We start from the raw sequence: 17,848 nt of genomic DNA on the forward strand, positions 1-17,848 counted from the left end.
ATCTTCCTTCCCTCGACCCCCAAAGCGATTCATTCGCTGTGTTCGGCCTGCCGGAACCGGCGCTGAGACAGCTTCGTGTCGCGCGGAGAAATAGATACAGTCGTGGGCGGGTGCGGTTGAAAGTGAGGGTTGCGGCGGTCTACTTGATCGCGACCGCCTTGACTTCCTTGAAGGTGGTGTGGCCAAGCAGGCATTTCTGAATGCCGTCCTGCAGCAGCGTGGTCATGCCGTCCTCGATGGCGGCTTTGACCATCTCCTCGGTCTTGGCTTTGGTCTGAATCAGTCGCTTCATGCCGTCGGTTCCCAACAGCAGTTCGTGCAGCGCGACGCGGCCCTTGAAACCGGACCGGTTGCAGGTGTCGCATCCTTTTCCCCTGCTCAGGCGGAAGGCATTATCCTGCGGAATGGCGAGCTTATCCCACAGTTCAGGCCCGTAGCCCAGCCGGATTTCTTCGTATTCTTCCTTGGTCCCGACGTACTGCTCCTTGCAGTCCTTGCACACGCGCCGGGCCAGGCGTTGGGCCAGCACGCCGAGCATGGCATCGGCGAAACTGAACGAATCGCAACCCATGTCGAGCAGGCGAGTGACCGTTTCCACCGCGCTGTTGGTGTGCAGCGTGCTCATGACCAGGTGGCCGGTCAGCGAGGCTTCGATGCCGATCTCGGCCGTCTCTTTGTCCCGCATTTCTCCCACCATGATCACGTCCGGGTCCGCCCGGAGAAACGCGCGCATCGCTTTGGCAAAGGTGAAATCAATCTTCGGCTGTACCTGAACTTGGCGCAGCCCGTACTGCGTGATTTCGACGGGATCTTCCGCGGTCCAGATCTTGATGTCCGGCGTATTGATGTAGCCGAGCACCGAATGCAGCGTGGTGGTCTTTCCCGACCCGGTCGGTCCGACGCAGAGAATGATGCCGTACGGCTTTTCGGCGATGTCCTTGATGGCCTTCAGATTGCGGTCCGAGAACCCCATCTTGTCGAGCGGCAACGGTTCGCTTGCCGCGAGAATACGCATGACGACGTCCTCGTTGTATCCGGCGGTCGGGATGGTCGCCACGCGTAATTCGATGTCCTTGCTCTCGGTCAGCTTGAATTTGATCTTGCCGTCCTGCGGCTTTCGGCGTTCGGCGATGTCGAGACTCGCCATGATCTTGAGCCGCGACACGATCGCCCGCCGGTAGCTTTGGGGAATCTTCATGTACTCGAAGCAGTCTCCATCGACCCGGAAACGGACAAGGGTTTCCCGCTTCTCGCCGTAGGGTTCGATGTGAATGTCGGACGCATTTTGCCTGTAGGCATCGGCGATGATTTGATTGGCCAGGCGGACGATGGCGCTGTCGTTCTCGTCGAGTCCCCCTCCGGTCCCCGACTCCTCCATCGCCTCGGACTGCGCTTCGGTGACGAGTTCGCCCAGAATGTCCGAGACGTTCTCGTCGAGCTTGCGGTTGCCGGCGTCGCCGCCGCCCGTGGCGCTGGTGAGAAACTGGGCGATGTCGCGCCGGAGGCTGACGGCGAAGCGGATGTTGAGTCCGGGGAAGGTCCGTTTGATGTCCGCGACCCGGTCCAGGTCGCCGGGATCGTCCGTAAGGATTTCGATCGCGGTGCGATCGCGCTTCAACGGCATCCAATGGTTCTTTTTGAGATAGTCGACGTTGAGGTTCTTGAGCAGTTCGGCGTCTACGATCGTACGCTCGCTGTATTCGATATACGGGCACTTATGGAACTGGGCGAGCGACTTGCCGATGTCCGGCTTGGGGACTTTGTACTTCTCGATCAGAAGGCTCTCGAGGTCGGAAAGACCCTTGCGCGACTCCGCAATGGCATTGTCCAATTCGCTTTGCGTGATGCGGCTATTCGTGACGAGCAGATCGAACTTGGTGGGATTTTTCTTCGTCGCCACCTTGCGAAGGTTGAAGAAGGCGATGCCCAACGCTTTGGCGATTTCGGCGACCGATTCTTCGTCTTTTCTGGTGAAGCGGCTCCCGCTTTTCTTGTTGAGCAGTTGAAGTACGCCCATGAGGTACTTGTTGTCCGCGACGATCGGATAGGTCAGCACCTGCTTCGTCCTGAATCCCGTGCGCTTGTCATAGGCCGTGTCATGTAGCAAGGACGGATGGATGCCCTGGAGTTCCGCGACGTTGTACGCGTCGGCGATATTCACGGGGCGCAAGTATTTGGCGCAGAATCCCGCCAGACTTTGCTCGGTGATGGGGATGCGGACTTCCTCGACCGTGTCGATGTGGGGGACTTTGGAGAAGATTTCCTTCTTCTCCGAATCGAAAGCGAAGAGCGTCAGATCTTCCGCATCGAACAAACTCAGGATGTCTTTATGGAGATCGAGGAGGATTTGGTCCAGATTGCTGGCTGCGTGAATCTGGGAGGTGATCCGCTTGACGTGCTCCGCGAACTCGACTTTTTGCTGAAGATCCTGAAGATTCTGAGGCATCGGTTTCGACTGCATTCCGACTCGCTCCACTTGTCGTTAGAATTGGCTCCGCGGATCGAGATTCGCACGGAAGTCATGCACGCACTTCGGGAGGGTCACGAGTCAGTCTATCGGAACGGAGGTGGAAGGCAAGGAAAAGGTCGATTTACGATGGAGAAACGATGCCGGCATTCGACGGATGCGAAGGGTCCGGCCGCGTGGACGCGACGATGTCGTCAGGTGGTCGGAGTTCGAAATGCGCGGGAGAGATCCAGGAGAGTCCCCGGCACGTCGGCGGGCGCAAGCTTGATCTTTTCGCCGGTGCGCCGGGTTTTCATTTCCACGGTGCCGCCAGCCAAACCCTTCTCGCCGACGACGACTTGATAGGGTGCGCCGATCAGATCGGCGTCGTTGAATTTCACGCCGGCGCGCTCGTCGCGGTCGTCCAACAGGACTTCGAGGCCGGCTGCCTCCAGGTCCGCGTAGAGTCGTGCCGTAGTCTCTTTCACGGCGGACGATTCTCCCAAAGGGAGAAGATGCACGTGGAACGGTGCAATGGGGAACGGCCAGATGATTCCCTTGTCGTCGTGATTCTGTTCGACCGCCGCCGCCGCCGCCCGGCCGACGCCGATCCCATAACAGCCCATGACGGCGAGGCATTCCTTTCCGTTCGGGTCCAGGAACGAGGCGTTCATCGATTGGCTGTACTTGGTGCCGAGCATGAACACGTGTCCGACTTCGATGCCCTTGGTGGCCTTGAGAACGCCGTCTTTGCGCGGCGACGGATCACCCGCTCTGGCGTTTCTCAAATCCGCGAACTGTTCGACCTGGAAATCCCGATTCCAATTGGCGTCCACGTAATGCGTGTCGGCCTGGTTCCCCCCCACGACCACGTTGCGCGCGGTCTTGACCGCGTGATCGGCGATCACCCGGACGCCGGTGAGCCCGACCGGTCCTGCAAAGCCGACCGGGGCGCCGGTGATCTTTTCGACGACGGCCTGGCCGGCCAGTTCGACTTCGGTGACACCGAGGATTCGGCGTATTTTGATTTCGTTGGCGTCGTGGTCTCCTCGGACCAGTACGGCGACCGTCTGGTCGCCGGCCTTGTACAGTAAGGTCTTGACCAAACGGTTCGGCTCAATCTTCAGGAACGTGGTCACTTCTTCCACGGTCCGGCAATTCGGGGTCTTGACGGCCATCAAGGGACGGAATTCCTCGACGTGCTCCTCCTCGGGCGGCAGCAGTTCGGCCCGTTCCACGTTGGCGGCGTACGTCCCGGTTTCGGTGTAGACGACGGTTTCCTCGCCGGTGTCGGCCAGGACCATGAATTCGTGGGAAGACGAGCCGCCGATCAATCCCGTATCCGCCTCCACGGCGCGGAAGGTCAGCCCGCATCGCGTGAAGATGCGATGATAGGCGTCGTACATCTTTTGGTAGCTCGCGCGCGCGCCGGCTTCGTCCGCGTCGAAGCTGTATGCGTCCTTCATGATGAACTCCCGGCCTCGCATCAGGCCGAAACGCGGACGGATTTCGTCCCGGAACTTGGTTTGGATCTGATAAAAGTTCAGCGGCAACTGGCGATAGGAACGCACTTCTCGTCTGAACAGATCGGTAATGACTTCTTCATGCGTGGGGCCGAGACAGAAATCCCGTTCATGCCGGTCCTTGAACCGCAGCAATTCCTTGCCGTAAAAGTCCCAGCGGCCAGTCTCACGCCATAGCTCCGCGGGCGAGGCCACGGGCATCAGTAACTCCTGGGCGCCCGCGCGATTCATTTCTTGGCGGATGATGTCTTCGACTTTGCGGATGATGCGCAGCCCGAGGGGCAGATACGTATAGATCCCCGCGGCGACCCTGCGGATGAGCCCGGAGCGGAGCATCAGCCTGTGGCTGACGGTTTCGGCTTCGCCCGGATCTTCCCGGAGGGTGGGGAGGAGGAGTTGAGATGTCCGCATGAGTCGTTAGTGGGAGAAGAAGATTCGTTCGAGGTCGTTCCAGAAGGCAAAAATCATCACACCGACCAGCAGGACCAGCCCGACCTGCTGAGCCACTTCACGCTGGCGCTCGCCGAGCGGTTTGCGGAGAATGCCTTCTATCAGGAAGAAAAGCAAGTGCCCTCCGTCCAGAATCGGGATGGGAAGGAGATTAAGGACCCCCAGATTGATACTGAGGATCGCGATGAGGAAGATGACGCTCGAGACGCCTTGCGAGGCGGCTTCTCCTGAAATGTTGGCGATGGTCAGCGGGCCGCCGATGTTCTTGCTCGAAATGTCTCCGACGATCATCTTATACAGTCCGACCGCGGTCAACTCCGTCCAGCCCCACGTGGCACCGAGACCGTCGTAAAGGGAGAGGAGGGGATTGCTCGACCGCATGACGGAACGACCCGGACCCGAGATGCCGATCTTTCCGACTTCCACTTGGCGGCCGTTCACGGTTGTCTTCTCGCCGGACGGCGTCACAGTCAGCGGCATACGCCGGCTCTCGCGCACGACTTCCAGGTGGAGCGGTTGGTTCGGGTGATCCTTCACCAGCCCGGTCATCTGAGACCAGGTATAGATCGGCTGATTGTCGATGCTCACCACCCGGTCGCCCGCCTGAAGACCTGCGTGTGCGGCCGGTGAGCCGTGCATGACGGAGGTGACCAGCGCGGGCGTTTCTTCGATGCCCAGCGAGTAGGGGATGTCCTCGGTTTGTGAAGATGAAGCCGGCTTGGAAGGAACGACGCTGATGGCTTTGGTCCGGCCGTCGCGCAGAATTTCAAGTGAGATGGCTTGGCCGTTGCTCTTCGCGACCGCGTCAAAAAGCTCCGTTCGCGTGGAGATGTCCCGACCATTGACCTTGGTGACACGGTCTCCGATCTGCATTCCAGCTTCGGCGGCCGGCGATCCCGGCACCATGGCTTCGACGTCGGCGCTCAAGTCTTTGAACGTCGGCACAAACAGGGGAGACCCCGTGGCCAGCCAGCCCGCGAAGATCAAATAGGCGAGGATAAAGTTGAACCCCGGTCCCGCCGCCACGATGAGCACCTTGCCCCACAAGCCCTGATGCACGAAGGACCGGCGCCGGTCTTCCGGCGTGATGGCTTCCGCCTCGTCCTCGCCGAAGAGTTTCACATAGCCGCCGAGCGGGATTGCGGAGACGAGATACTCGGTCTCGCCCATTTGCCGGCCGAAAATCTTCGGGCCGAATCCAAGTGAGAACTTGAGCACTTTGACCCCGACCCACCGGGCTGCCAAGAAATGGCCGAGTTCGTGAAAGGCCACCAGGACTCCCAGGACGACAAGAAACCACCACGCCTTCTGGAGCAGAAGCCAGACGCTGTCGGGAGCCCAGGTCAACGCCATAAACACGGGGTTACTCCATTTTCAGATTGTTATCGAGCCAGTGATCCGGCAAGCGATTCGGCCTTTTCCCTGGCCCATCGGTCGGCCTCCAACGCGGTCTCGATTCTATCGATCTCGCGGCGTTGGTGAGCATCCATGGTCTGTCGAATGATGTCGGCGATCGCCGGGAACTTGATGCCGCCGTTCAAGAATGCCTCCACTGCGATCTCGTTGGCGGCGTTCATGGCCGCCGGCATCGTGCCGCCGATACGCAGCGACTCGTAGCCGAGCCGGAGACAAGGAAACCGATCGTGGTCCGGCTTGCAGAAGGACAACTTGCCGACTTCCGTGAGGTCGAGCGACGGAAGGTCGAGTGCCAGACGTTCGGGATAGTGCATCGCATACGAGATAGGGGTCCGCATGTCCGGCAATCCAAGTTGGGCGATCATCGACCGGTCTTCATATTCTACCAGAGAGTGGATGATGCTTTCCCGGTGAACCAGCACGTCGATGCGGGATTCGGGGATGTCGAACAGCCATCGCGCTTCGACCACTTCCAGGCCTTTGTTCATCAGCGTGGCGGAATCGATGGTGATCTTGGCGCCCATCTTCCAGTTGGGATGCTGAAGCGCTTGCTCCGGGGTGACTTCCTGCAGTTGCGCTTTGGTGAGCGTCCAGAGCGCGCCTCCGGAAGCCGTCAGGATCAGGCGTCGCACGTCCTCGATCCGATGGCCTTCCAACGACTGGAAGATGGCGCTGTGTTCGCTGTCCACCGGAAAAATCTTGACCTTGTGTCTGCGCGCTTCCTCCTGCATCAGCTGTCCCGCCATCACCATCGGTTCCTTGTTGGCGAGGGCGATGTGCTTTCCGCTGCGAATGGCGGCCAAGGTGGGAACGAGTCCGGCTCCCCCGACGATGGCCGAGACGACCAATTCCGCTTCGGGAAGCGCCGCGACGTGGGCCAACCCATCCTGCCCGGAGAGAATTTCAACGGAGACGTCGGAGCAGCGGCGGCGGAGCCTGGCTGCGGCCGCGTCATTGGCCAGGGCGACGACGCGCGGTTTGTATCGGCGGATCTGATCGTCCAACATGTCATCGTTGTTTCCGGCGGTCAACCCGGCGACCCGGAACTGATCGGGAAATCGGCTCACGATATCCAGGGTATTCGTTCCGATCGAGCCGGTGGATCCCAGGATCACGATAGTCTTCATGATGGCTCCTTCACGCCAAAGTCTCAGAGCGGGTCATCAATGTTACATAGTAGAAGAACGTCGGGGCCGTGAACAAGAGACTGTCGAGTCGATCGAGCATTCCGCCGTGACCGGGAAGCACGCCGCCCGAATCCTTGGCGCCGACGCTGCGCTTCATCGCCGATTCGGCCAGATCGCCCCAGAGTCCCGCCAGGGTCAACAGCGCGGCGAGCACGGCGCAGTCGATCATGGACAGTGTAGGCAAGAACCACCAGCGCGCCAGATAGGCGGCGATCATGGCCGCAAGCACGCCGCCCATCAACCCTTCCACGGATTTCTTGGGACTGATTCGAGGCGCCAGCCGATGCCGGCCCCAAATGGTTCCTGCGTAGTACGCTCCCGTGTCGCCGGCCCAGGTCACGAGCAGCAGAAAAAACACGAGCCATTCGCCATGCTCGAGCAATCGTAATCGGACCGCGAAGCTGAGCGTTACGCCGAGATACAGGATGCCCAGGAGCGTCGCGGCACTGTTCCTCAAGACCTGATCCAGGGGAAGCCGCATGATGAGAGGGAGCGAAAGGACTCCAAGCACCGCCGCGAGCAGCGTCGGGATCAGGAATTCACCGTGATGGGGCGTCAGCAGAAGAGCGGCGAATCCGAGGAGCCCGACTCCCACGTAAGGCCGCTCGCCCGGAGGCATGAGGCCGAGCCGGTAGAATTCCATCAAGGCGATCGAACCCACCGCCAGAACGAGTCCCGTGAACGCGAAGGGAGGGAAGTAGCGGATCGCCCCATAGAGGAGCGGCGCGAGGACCAGCACCGTATAGACACGGCGGGCGTCGAACCGGCGCGCCACCGTCGGTATGGGCTGATCAGGGCTCGTAATGCGGCACTCCACCATCGTTCGTCTTCACCAGGATCGGACGGGATGCGCCATGACGGTGTGTCGCTGAACGAACCGCCTAGGAAGTGAGGCTGCTGAAGACGCGGCCGAAACGGCGCTCCCGGCGTTGAAATTCGAGCAAGGCCAGCAGCAATTCACGCCGTCTGAAGTCGGGCCAGAGCGTGGGCGTGAAGTAGAGTTCGGTATAGGCCAACTGCCACAACAAAAAATTGCTGATGCGTGTTTCCCCGCTGGTGCGGATCAATAGGTCCGGGTCCGGCAAATCATGGGTGTAGAGGAATTGATGCACGAGCGGCTCGTCGATCTCGTCCGGCTGAATCTTGCCGTCCCGAGCTTCCCGGGCGATCTGGCGCACGGCGTCCACCATTTCGGCCCTGCCGCCGTAACTCAGCGCCACCGTCAGGTGCAGTTTGTTGAGATGTGCGGTTTCGTGCTCGGCGGCCCGCACCCACTGAAGGGCGGAAGCCGGAAGCAGTTCCGCGCGACCGATTGTCCGGAACCGCACGCCTTGTTCGATCAGTTTGTTGCGTTCGGTGGAGAGATAGTATTCCAGCAGTCCCATCAACGCGTTGATTTCCTGGGTGGGCCGGTTCCAGTTTTCCTGGGAAAAGGCAAAAATCGTCAACGCCGGGATTCCCAATTCCAGACAGCTAGTGATCATTTCCCGGACGGACTTGATCCCTTCGCGGTGACCGGCGATACGGGGCAGATTCCGTGCTTCGGCCCAGCGACCGTTTCCGTCCATGATGATCGCCAGATGCTTCGGCAGGAGGTCTGGATCGAGTTTGGCAGCCAGGTCCGCGTCAGAAAGTTGATCGCTACCAGCGGATAGTCCGGTGTTCATAGGGTCTTGTTTTCGGATGGCCCTTTCATTGAAAGTAGGTATGGCAGGCAAGGAAAGTCTACTGAGGCGGCTAGGGAAAGTCAAACAGTATTTCCCAAATTCCTTGCAAAAGCCGTGGGTTGGAAGCGTGGGCGTTGCGCCTGCGCAAAAGGGTCGGCTATACTTCGATTTTCCCGATGACCATCACCGCTCAACAGAGAGTTCTTTCATGGCACAGCTGATTCCTCTGGACTCATTCGGTCTCACCGAACGCGAGGTGTATGCGGCACTCGCCCGCGTCAAAGTGCGGGCAGTGGACTACGCCGATCTCTATTTCGAATCCTCCGTGACCGAGTCCGTTTCGATGGAAGAGTCCTTGGTCAAACGGGCCACCAAGAGTATTTCTCAAGGGGTCGGAGTGCGGGCCACCGCCGGGGAGAAGACGGGATTCGCCTATTCCGACGAGTTGCGCAAGCAGGATCTCGAGTTGGCGGCCGATACTGCCCGCTACATTGCCATGAGTCCCGCGGGGACCGACGCTCCGCCCGTTCCGGTGCATGCCAGGCCGCGCCACGATCTGTATCCGGTGCCGCAGACGGCGCTGGAAGTCGCGACGGGGGACCGGGTTGTGCTCCTGAATCAAATAGACGCGGAAGCCCGCAAGTACGACCCTCGTATCAAGAACGTCATGGCTTCCTTCAATACCGAATTCAAGATCGTCATGGTGGCGACATCGGAAGGGACGATCATCGGAGACGTGCAGCCGTTGTCGCGTCTGCAAGTCACCTGTATTGCGGAAGAGAACGGCAACCGCCAGGTGGGATCCTTCGGGGGCGGAGGGCGCATCGGGTTCGAATTTTATCGGGAAGGCGACCGTCATCTTGCCTATGCCAGGGAAGCGGCCCGAACGGCGATTCTGAACCTCTCGGCGGTGGACGCGCCGGCGGGCGTGATGCCGGTGGTGCTAGGCGGAGGCTGGCCGGGTATTCTCCTGCACGAAGCCATCGGGCACGGCTTGGAAGCCGACTTCAATCGGAAGAAGACCTCGGCGTTTTCGAGCCTCCTGGGGAAGCGCGTCGCATCGGACGTGTGTACGATCGTGGACGACGGTACGCTGCCGGGTCGTCGAGGCTCGCTCAACATGGACGACGAAGGCACGCCGACCGGGCGGACCGTGTTGATCGAACGCGGCATCCTTCGCGGCTACATCACGGACAAACTCAACGCACGGTTGATGGGGATTCCTGTGACCGGCAATGGCCGCCGGGAGAGCTATCAAAGCGTTGTCCTGCCGCGCATGACCAACACCTTCATGCTGGCTGGGCAATCTGAGCCCGAAGACATCATCAAATCGGTCAAGAAGGGACTCTATGCCGTGTCGTTCGGAGGCGGGCAGGTGGACATCACGAACGGGAAGTTCGTATTTTCCGCCAGCGAGGCCTATCTGATCGAGAACGGCAAAGTCACCAAGCCCGTCAAAGGCGCCACCTTGATCGGCAGCGGACCGGATATCCTGACGAAGGTGTCCATGGCCGGTCACGACTTGAAGTTGGACGAAGGCATCGGGACGTGTGGAAAAGAAGGGCAGTCCGTTCCCGTCGGCGTCGGTCTGCCCACGATTAAAATCGACGAGATCACCGTCGGTGGAACCCAGTCGGAATAGCGAATGAGCGGCGCCATTACTCCCACGGACGGTTATCGGCAACTCGCATCGGACATCTTGGCCATGGCGAAGCGCGGCGGAGCCACGGAGGCCGACGTCGTTATCGTCGACGGTGAAAATCTGTCGGTGCAGGTTCGGCTTGCCGCAGTAGACCGCCTGAGCAAGGCCAGGGAGAAACGCCTGGGCCTTCGCGTGTTCATGGGCAAACGCTCGGCCAGCACGTCGACCTCGGACTTTTCGAGCAACTCCCTCCATCAGTTGGTCGAACAAACGTGCACGCTGGCTCGGGCGGTCGTGGAAGACCAGGTTTCGGGTTTGCCTGCCGCCGAGGAAATGGCCAAGGAGCAGCCGGATCTCGATCTCCATGATACGACCAGGCTCGATACCGACCAGCAGATCGAGTTGGCGCGGCGGGCCGAATCCGCGGCGATGGCGGCCGATGCGCGGATTACTAATTCCGAAGGCGCCGATTTCGATTCTTCGTCCGGACGGATCGTCCTGGCGAACAGCCACGGGTTCGTCGGCGAATATCGTAGCTCCAGCTTCTCGCTGTCCGTCTCTCCCATCGCGGTCGATCCCGCGACCGGCGCGATGCAGCGTGACGCCTGGTACGGCGTCCAGCGGAAATTCACCAAGCTGGAATCGCCGGAAGCGATTGGAGCCGAAGCGGCGAAGCGCGCCGTTCGGCGGCTGGGGGCGAAAAAGGTGGGCACCAAGCGGGTGCCGGTCGTGTTTGATCAGGAAATGGCCGCCAGCCTCATGGGTAATCTCTGCGGCGCGGTGTCCGGCTACAGTCTCTACAAGGGCGCGTCGTTTCTGATCGGGCAACTCGGCAAGCCGTTGGCTCCGGACTATGTCACGATCTACGACGATGGACGCATGGTCGGAGGACTCGGTTCCAGACCGTTCGACGGCGAGGGATTGGCGACGAGGAAAAACGCGGTCGTCGAAAGAGGCACGCTCACCAGTTACCTGCTCGATGCCTATTCGGGGAAAAAGCTGGGATTACCGTCGACCGGCAATGCGTCGCGCAGCGTGGGGGAAAGTCCGTCGGTCGGTCCCACGAACTTTTATCTGGCCCCGGGGAGCCGGAGTGCCGACGACATCATCGGCACGATCAAGGATGGGCTCTACGTCACGGAGTTGATCGGATTCGGCATCAACATGGTTACGGGCGATTATTCCCGCGGGGCGAGCGGCTTCTGGATCGAGAACGGCGAACTCGCGTATCCGGTGGAGGAGATCACCATCGCGGGAAACCTCAAACAGATGTTTCGGGACATTGAGATGATCGGAAGCGATCTGATCTTCCGCGGCCGCATTGCCAGTCCGACCATCAAGATCTCCGAGATGACCGTGGCGGGGAGTTAACCGTCTCGACATTCTTCAACTGGATTTCAACGCGTTAAGGAGTTACCCAAGGCCATGCCGCTCGATGCCGAACTCGGGAAAAAAATGCTGCAGTTGGTCACGTCGCGCTACGACGACCGACACTGGAGAAAGAAGATCGAAAAGACCTTGAGCCTGCCTCAGTCGGGCGTGAGCGACCCGACTCAGCAGCAGATTTTCATGTATCTGAAAGTGGGCCTCAAGGCCTACAAGTCGCGTCGTGCCGATCCCGACTCCTGGATCATCGGCGGGTTTGCCACGAAGGAAGTCGTCGATCGTGCCAAGTTTCAGCCGCAGCTCGTCGATTCCACCGTCACCAAGGACGATGTCTCGTTTCTCGGCAGCGATCCGGGCCCGGAAGTGGATGAGGCGTGGTGGGATGAAATGCTGGTCCAGTGGTTCGACGTACCGGAAGAAGAGAAGCCTGCCGAGGGTGAGGGTGAAGATCAGGCGGCCGAGTCGACCTCAGCCGGAGTGCCGGAAGGAAAGTCGGCCAAGACATAAAGCACGTTCGATCAGGATTGCCGTCGTCGAAGACACCTGCTGGGCCACCCGACAAAGCCTCGCTCTCTCAAGCCCGTAAACTCGCCAAGCCTCGAACAGTACGGTCTTGACCGTTGCTACCTAAGAGCAACGGTCGTTCGCTCCAGCTTGTCGGGTCCCGGACCAACAGGTGAAGGACGACGACAATCCTGAACGAACGTTTGGCAGGAATCACTCCAATAGTGCTCTTGCAAGAAACTCAGAGCGTTAACGCACGGAACGGCAGCAGCGGGCGTTTCTGAAAGAGAAGTTCGGCTAGATCGGGCGAGACGATTCAGTCTGCACACATTTCCAGTGCTTCGATCGGCTAGGCGAGCTTACTCATGGCCCGAAACCAGCGCCGGAGGTTCTTTAGATTGGGGAATTTCGTTTTTCCGCTGAACAAATAGTTGCTCAGCACGCCGTAAAGGTCGTAGTCGACGAAAAGCGGACGATCGCTGAGCAGAAATGATGATCGTCTCAGGATATGGTCGAGCGGGATCAGCAGCTCTGAGAATTTGACGCTGAGAGACCCTCGATGGCTGATCCATTCCTGGACACAGCCCCTTCCGAATTTCCGCTCTTTGTGACGGATGAGCATGACGCGTTCGACCATGGGGGCGTGTTGGGATAAGATGGCTGTCGTTTACTTTGAACCCTACCATCTCCAGGTCATTCTCAATATAGCGGGATAGGATGAGCTGAAGGCCTTCGAACTGTTCAGGGAATAGATTCAGTTTGTAGCGACCATCAATATATCGCGCGACCTCCTGCCCAAAATCCGTGACATCGCATACCGCTTCTTTTGCGTCCATGACGCAGGGGACGGTGTGGCCGCGTCCCTTTGTCGCGGTGATGATGAGATCCCGCTCGTGGTAGGCAATGTTGCGCATCCGAAATGGGATGCCGTTGTGTTCGAGGATATGCCGCACGGTGATACAAAAGGGTGACCAAGGAAATTGGACGAGCGTGAGCATGGGACTTTTATGACGGAAGCAAGCCCAAAACTTCAAGTGGCTCCGCTTGATCTGAAGAGAGAAGACTCAGGACCCGAACAGATCCATCTGCGCCGGGTTGGGTGGTTCGATGGTGAGGGCTGGTGCGGTCGGCTCGGCTGATTCTGATGCGACCGGTTGCGTGTGCCGGTCAAGGAATTCCTTGAGCTTCTTGAAGTCGTCTCTCAAGGTTTCGAGCAGATTCCCTTGGTGCAGCGCGGCGGCGGGATGCAACAGCGGAAAGAGGACGAAGTCCTTCATGTAGAAAGGCTGAGCCTTCACTTTCGTGATCCCGACCTTTCTTTCAAGAAGAGTCTGGGTCGCCCAGTTTCCAAGCGTACAGACCAGCTTCGGGCGGATCATCTGAATCTGCTGCATCAGAAACGGTTTGCAGGTCTCAACCTCATCCGGTTCCGGATCACGGTTATTCGGGGGACGGCACTTGATCACGTTGGCGATGTAGATTTGGTCGCGTGACAGATTGGCGGATTGCAGGAGATCGTTCAGGAGTTTTCCCGCCGCGCCGACAAACGGCTCCCCCTTTTGATCCTCGTTGAACCCCGGCGCTTCACCGACGAACATGATGCTGGCGTGCGGATTTCCAACGCCAAAGACAACTTGTGAGCGGCCGAGCTTTGCGAGCTTGCAGAGCTGGCAGTTGTGCAGGGACTTGGCGAGTTCTGGCAGTGTCATGCTTCTCAGCTGGAAAAGAAAAGCGATGGCATACTAGGAGGCGACAGGCGGATTGTCAATAAGCCGTGAGCGGCGTACCGGAAATGATCGAGGCGCAACGTTCCCCGCTGACGATCGCACTCTCCAGATTCGCCGGCCAGCCTGTATCGGTCCAACTTCCCGCGACCAGCAGGTTGGCGATGGGGCTGGTTTGGATGGGGCGGCGCACTTTGGTTCCCGGCGCCAGCGACAAGACGGAATCAGCGTCCTCGTCATTCCCGATCAGCGAGACCTCGGTGGACGGTCGGATCAGACCCGTGGCTTGAAGGAGTTGCGTGGCCTGTTCTCCCATATCCGCCTGCCGGCGCTGTCCATCGGTCGTGATCAGAGTGAAGAGATTCTGTCCATCCTCCTTGGGGTGAACCTGTACGCGTTGAAACGGTCCTTCGCGCAACAGCATGAGTCGTGGCGCCTGCGTAACCTGTCGAGCGACAAGGCGCACGACGCCCCGCGGCACAGGAGTCAGCTCGCTGATCTGTTGGAAATAGGCGAAGCGCGTCAGCCACCGTTCAGGCAGGAGGGCGGTGAGGTGACGGTAGGAGACAGCGGATACATACCAGTCGGCTTCCAGGACCGTGCCGTCCCGGAGGCGAACCCCTGTGACGTGCTCCTGGCGATAGAGGAGTTGCATGGCCTGCGTCTCCGGGCGCACGTCTGCTCCGGACCGGCGCAGACGGTCGAGGATCGGCTCGACGAAAAAGACGTTAGGCGAGCGGAGCGGGATCATGATTCGGCTATCGGAGGATCGCCGCAGAAAAACCGGAGCCAGGGCGCCGGCCAGCGCATCGGCGGACAGCATCCGCAGCCCGTTGCCGGTGAGCCATTGAGCGAGCGGGTTCCAAATGGCTTGTTGAAGCGAGACATCGTGTCCGAGGGACGTCAGCCATTCCTGCGCGGTCCGGTATTCGAGGTCTGTTCCCAGTTCGGACGACCCCTCCCAGAGTTCCTCCAGCCATGAGAGCAGTCGCCAGCGTGCGGACCAGGAGAGTCCCGCAAAGCGGCCGATGGTGAACAGGCTGTGCAGCGGAGTGGGAAACCGGCTGTGCGGATATCGGACGATACGTTCGTCGGGCAGCCGGAATTCGAGACCGGTTTGCTGAAACTCCGGTGATCTGGGGGGGAATTCCAGCGCCGTCAACAGCCGCCACGTAGCGTGGTGGCATCCGAGGAGAGTCGGCGGCGGTTGTCGCTCGTCGCCGAATCCGCCGCCCAGGCTCGCGGCCCGGTCGAGCAACGTGACGCGCAAACCCCTTTGGACGAGAGCGTACGCGGCTGAGAGCCCGGCCGGTCCGCCGCCGAGGACGAGAACGGTCTGAGCGCCCGGACCGGTCACGAGAATCGGCTTCGGAGCCAGACGCCGGCGGCCAACCGGAGGCGCTCCGAGGTGGTGAGTTTCACCCGGGGGCCGAAAACGACGTGGTCCGCGCGCTCGATGCGGAGGAGGATCTCGGAGTATACGGCGCGCATGATTTCCGCGACGGTCAACGCGCGGCGATCCGAAGACGGCAAGCTGTCCAGCGACGCCCGGGCCTTCGCGTAATAGGCGCGCGCGCGGCCCACTTCAAAGTCAACGAGGTCGCGGAGTTTCTGGGCGGGCTTGCGTTCCAGGATGTCGGATTCCGTCAAGCCGAAACGGGCGAGATCTTCCTGTGGGAGGTAAATCCGGCCTTGTTCCGCGTCCGTGCCCAGATCACGCAGGATGTTGGTGAGTTGAAATGCCATGCCGAGATCGACCGCATAGTCCTGGGCATGGGGCGAAGTCGGCCCGAATACGTGCAGACAGATCAAGCCGACCACCGACGCGACCCGATAACAATAAAGGGATAGCTCGTCAAACGTGGCATAGCGCGACGCGCTAAGATCCATTTCGACGCCCTTGATGAGTTCTTCGAAATACGCCTTGGGAATCGACAACTCCCTCACATGGTGCGCGAGGCTGATCATCAGCGGCCAGATCGGAGTGCCCTCGTAGGCGGCGTCGAGTTCGGACCGCCAGCGCCGCAGTTCTTCCTTGGGATCGCTGCCGGCCGGAGGTTCGTCGACCGCGCTGTCGACTCCTTTGCAGAACGCGTAAATCGTATACATCGCGTTGCGCCGGGCCTTGGGGAGGAAGAGGAAGGAGTAATAGAAGTTGCTCCCGCTTTTCTTCGTCAGCTCGGTGCAGTAGGCCTGAGCGTCTTTGACGGTCATCGTCATAAGGGTGAGGCCAATAGCGGGGAGGAGCAGGGTACGGCTCGAGCTGCCGTATCGTCCAGCTTCCCGGCGGACCCGGTCGCGAATATGGACGCGAGCAATTCTACTCCGTCCACCAGACGTGGACCGGGGCGGCTGAAATAGGACGCCGCATCCACGACGAAGGTCAGCGGCCAGGAGGCGATCGCGGAGGACCATCGACGGTCCGTGTGCTGCAAGGCGGCGAGTTCGCGCCATGCCCGGTCGACCGAAAAACCGCAGGGCATCAGGATCACGATGTCCGGTCGGGCCGACTCGACCTGCTCCCATGTCACCGGCCTGGACGGATGATGGGCTAGACCAAGCGCGTCCGAACCTCCGGCCAGTTCCACCATTTCAGGAACCCAGTGGCCTCCTGCATATAATGGAGACAGCCATTCCAAGCATGCGACCCGGGGTCTCTTGGACCGGTGACCGTGTTGGACGGACGCAAGACGCGTACGGAGCGATGCGGCAAGCACTTTACCCTCCGATGGCCGATCGATGGCCGCTCCGATCCGCTCGACGTCCGAGATGACGTCAGCGAGCGTCGTTGGATTCAGCGTGAGCCACGTGGGATGGATGGGCAGAGCGGCGACGGCCCGAGTCAGTTGATCGGGCGTGATCGCGCAGACATGACACAGATCCTGAGTCAGGATGACGTCCGGCTTGGAAGTGGCGAATGCTCGTTCGTTCAGGCGATACAGAGGCCGTCCCGAGGACACCAACGCTCTGACCTCCCGGTCGATGGCCGCGCTGTCCGTCGTGGTGGCCTCGATGCAAGGTTCGACCAATACGGGGGCATGACGGACGGAGAGGGGGAAGTCGCATTCGTGACTGATGCCGACCAGTCTGGATGCCTGGCCGAGCGCGGCGACGACTTCGGTCGCTCCTGGGACTAGCGAACAGATTCTCATGCGGCAGCCGTACTCATCGTGAGGGCCACAAACGGGCGTGAAGCTCCGATAGGTTCACCTGTTTGAGATTCGAGGTCATGGCATCGGCTTCGTGCAAATCTTGAAAGCTATGCGTATTCGCGACGGCCAGGACCTTCATGCCCGCAGCCTTGGCACCGCGGATTCCCGGCAGGGAATCTTCAATCACCAAACAGGAATTTGGTGTCAACGCGGGGTCGCGTAGCCGGCGCAGGGCTTCCATTGCCAACAGAAACGGCTGCGGATCCGGTTTGCCTCTGGTCACGTCCTCCGCGCTGGTGACGTGGCTGAACTCCTTTCGAAGTCCCGCCTGCTCCAGAATGTATTCGATCTCGTGACGAAGCGCACCCGACGCGATCGCCAACGGATGGCGCCCTGCGGCTTCCCGGACGAGTTCGGCGACTCCTGGGAAGATGACGGAGTGGTCCTTGACGGATTCCAAGTAGGCCGCCGCCTTTCGCTCCATGAGTTGTCTGAGCGTCGTGGGGTCGATCGGCCGTGCGTGAGCCGTCAATGCGGCGAGAAAACAGCCTCGGTCGTCGTAGCCCAAGTAATTGGCGAAATAGTCGGATTCGGTCAGGTCGATGCCGATCTCGCGGAGGGTCTTCTGCAAACCGGCAAAGTGCAGAGGCTCGGTATCGGCGATCACGCCGTCGAAATCGAAAATGAGGGCACGAAGCTGAGTCATGAACAAGGCCGTACTGCCGGAAGCGCGGGGTTGACGCGGGGGATT

General features: G+C 60.2%; 15 protein-coding genes. 3 read left to right on the forward strand and 12 right to left on the reverse strand.

Features of this window, described 5'->3' with window-relative positions:
• Positions 1-139 precede the first annotated feature (139 nt).
• The 6 genes from NSJP_RS11980 to NSJP_RS12005 all read right to left on the reverse strand — a co-directional run bounded on the left by NSJP_RS11980 (position 140) and on the right by NSJP_RS12005 (position 8,689).
• A complete protein-coding gene (locus tag NSJP_RS11980) occupies positions 140-2,461 on the reverse strand; it encodes a GspE/PulE family protein (RefSeq protein ID WP_080887118.1) in 2,322 nt (773 codons plus the stop codon).
• A gap of 200 nt (positions 2,462-2,661) precedes the next feature.
• The gene (locus NSJP_RS11985) at positions 2,662-4,380 is read right to left on the reverse strand and encodes a proline--tRNA ligase (RefSeq protein WP_080887119.1); all 1,719 of its coding nucleotides are present in this window, start codon (positions 4,378-4,380) and stop codon (positions 2,662-2,664) included.
• 6 nt (positions 4,381-4,386) lie between these two features.
• Positions 4,387-5,772 (reverse strand): RIP metalloprotease RseP, encoded by a 1,386-nt coding sequence (gene rseP / locus NSJP_RS11990; protein ID WP_080887120.1) that lies wholly within the window; start codon positions 5,770-5,772, stop codon positions 4,387-4,389.
• 29 nt (positions 5,773-5,801) lie between these two features.
• The gene (locus tag NSJP_RS11995; protein ID WP_080887121.1) at positions 5,802-6,962 is read right to left on the reverse strand and encodes a 1-deoxy-D-xylulose-5-phosphate reductoisomerase; all 1,161 of its coding nucleotides are present in this window, start codon (positions 6,960-6,962) and stop codon (positions 5,802-5,804) included.
• Between the two features lie 10 nt (positions 6,963-6,972).
• Entirely contained in the window at positions 6,973-7,842 is an 870-nt protein-coding gene (locus NSJP_RS12000; protein ID WP_080887122.1) for a phosphatidate cytidylyltransferase, read from the reverse strand.
• 61 nt (positions 7,843-7,903) lie between these two features.
• On the reverse strand, positions 7,904-8,689 hold the full coding sequence (locus NSJP_RS12005) for an isoprenyl transferase (protein ID WP_080887123.1): 786 nt from the start codon (positions 8,687-8,689) through the stop codon (positions 7,904-7,906).
• Between the two features lie 208 nt (positions 8,690-8,897).
• On the opposite strand from NSJP_RS12005, the gene tldD reads away from it, so the two are divergent.
• The 3 genes from tldD to NSJP_RS12020 are packed head-to-tail and all read left to right on the forward strand — an operon-like array spanning position 8,898 to position 12,224.
• Complete coding sequence (gene tldD, locus NSJP_RS12010) at positions 8,898-10,331, forward strand: metalloprotease TldD (protein WP_080887124.1); 1,434 nt, start codon at positions 8,898-8,900, stop codon at positions 10,329-10,331.
• A 3-nt stretch (positions 10,332-10,334) separates the two neighbouring features.
• On the forward strand, positions 10,335-11,702 hold the full coding sequence (locus NSJP_RS12015; RefSeq protein ID WP_080887125.1) for a TldD/PmbA family protein: 1,368 nt from the start codon (positions 10,335-10,337) through the stop codon (positions 11,700-11,702).
• A 54-nt stretch (positions 11,703-11,756) separates the two neighbouring features.
• Positions 11,757-12,224 carry a hypothetical protein gene (locus NSJP_RS12020; protein WP_080887126.1) on the forward strand — a complete coding sequence of 156 codons (468 nt, stop codon included), beginning with the start codon at positions 11,757-11,759 and terminating at the stop codon, positions 12,222-12,224.
• 356 nt (positions 12,225-12,580) lie between these two features.
• Here NSJP_RS12020 and NSJP_RS12025 read toward each other — a convergent pair whose 3' ends face one another.
• The 6 genes from NSJP_RS12025 to NSJP_RS12050 all read right to left on the reverse strand — a co-directional run bounded on the left by NSJP_RS12025 (position 12,581) and on the right by NSJP_RS12050 (position 17,803).
• Positions 12,581-13,219 carry a glutathione S-transferase N-terminal domain-containing protein gene (locus NSJP_RS12025; protein ID WP_080887127.1) on the reverse strand — a complete coding sequence of 213 codons (639 nt, stop codon included), beginning with the start codon at positions 13,217-13,219 and terminating at the stop codon, positions 12,581-12,583.
• 66 nt (positions 13,220-13,285) lie between these two features.
• Positions 13,286-13,930, reverse strand: coding sequence for a uracil-DNA glycosylase (locus NSJP_RS12030; RefSeq protein ID WP_080887128.1), 645 nt, complete (start codon positions 13,928-13,930; stop codon positions 13,286-13,288).
• 55 nt (positions 13,931-13,985) lie between these two features.
• On the reverse strand, positions 13,986-15,302 hold the full coding sequence (locus NSJP_RS12035) for a hydroxysqualene dehydroxylase (RefSeq protein ID WP_172834307.1): 1,317 nt from the start codon (positions 15,300-15,302) through the stop codon (positions 13,986-13,988).
• Positions 15,299-16,165 carry a presqualene diphosphate synthase HpnD gene (hpnD, locus tag NSJP_RS12040; RefSeq protein WP_080887130.1) on the reverse strand — a complete coding sequence of 289 codons (867 nt, stop codon included), beginning with the start codon at positions 16,163-16,165 and terminating at the stop codon, positions 15,299-15,301. Before hpnD ends, NSJP_RS12035 begins: the two co-directional genes overlap by 4 nt.
• Positions 16,162-17,097, reverse strand: coding sequence for a TroA family protein (locus tag NSJP_RS12045; RefSeq protein ID WP_080887131.1), 936 nt, complete (start codon positions 17,095-17,097; stop codon positions 16,162-16,164). Before NSJP_RS12045 ends, hpnD begins: the two co-directional genes overlap by 4 nt.
• A 13-nt stretch (positions 17,098-17,110) precedes the next feature.
• The gene (locus NSJP_RS12050; protein ID WP_080887132.1) at positions 17,111-17,803 is read right to left on the reverse strand and encodes an HAD family hydrolase; all 693 of its coding nucleotides are present in this window, start codon (positions 17,801-17,803) and stop codon (positions 17,111-17,113) included.
• Positions 17,804-17,848: the final 45 nt, after the last annotated feature.

This window comes from Nitrospira japonica (assembly GCF_900169565.1).
Lineage (GTDB): Bacteria > Nitrospirota > Nitrospiria > Nitrospirales > Nitrospiraceae > Nitrospira_C > Nitrospira_C japonica_A.

Bases quoted from the DNA above. Each gene is read 5' to 3' on its own strand.
- NSJP_RS12000 (WP_080887122.1), bottom strand. From the start codon at position 7,842: ATGGTGGAGTGCCGCATTACGAGCCCTGATCAGCCCATACCGACGGTG.
- NSJP_RS11980 (WP_080887118.1), bottom strand. From the start codon at position 2,461: ATGCAGTCGAAACCGATGCCTCAGAATCTTCAGGATCTTCAGCAAAAA.
- NSJP_RS12025 (WP_080887127.1), bottom strand. From the start codon at position 13,219: ATGCTCACGCTCGTCCAATTTCCTTGGTCACCCTTTTGTATCACCGTG.
- hpnD (WP_080887130.1), bottom strand. From the start codon at position 16,165: ATGACGATGACCGTCAAAGACGCTCAGGCCTACTGCACCGAGCTGACG.
- NSJP_RS12045 (WP_080887131.1), bottom strand. From the start codon at position 17,097: ATGAGAATCTGTTCGCTAGTCCCAGGAGCGACCGAAGTCGTCGCCGCG.
- NSJP_RS12015 (WP_080887125.1), top strand. From the start codon at position 10,335: ATGAGCGGCGCCATTACTCCCACGGACGGTTATCGGCAACTCGCATCG.
- NSJP_RS12030 (WP_080887128.1), bottom strand. From the start codon at position 13,930: ATGACACTGCCAGAACTCGCCAAGTCCCTGCACAACTGCCAGCTCTGC.
- rseP (WP_080887120.1), bottom strand. From the start codon at position 5,772: ATGGCGTTGACCTGGGCTCCCGACAGCGTCTGGCTTCTGCTCCAGAAG.
- NSJP_RS12005 (WP_080887123.1), bottom strand. From the start codon at position 8,689: ATGAACACCGGACTATCCGCTGGTAGCGATCAACTTTCTGACGCGGAC.
- NSJP_RS11985 (WP_080887119.1), bottom strand. From the start codon at position 4,380: ATGCGGACATCTCAACTCCTCCTCCCCACCCTCCGGGAAGATCCGGGC.
- tldD (WP_080887124.1), top strand. From the start codon at position 8,898: ATGGCACAGCTGATTCCTCTGGACTCATTCGGTCTCACCGAACGCGAG.
- NSJP_RS11995 (WP_080887121.1), bottom strand. From the start codon at position 6,962: ATGAAGACTATCGTGATCCTGGGATCCACCGGCTCGATCGGAACGAAT.
- NSJP_RS12050 (WP_080887132.1), bottom strand. From the start codon at position 17,803: ATGACTCAGCTTCGTGCCCTCATTTTCGATTTCGACGGCGTGATCGCC.
- NSJP_RS12020 (WP_080887126.1), top strand. From the start codon at position 11,757: ATGCCGCTCGATGCCGAACTCGGGAAAAAAATGCTGCAGTTGGTCACG.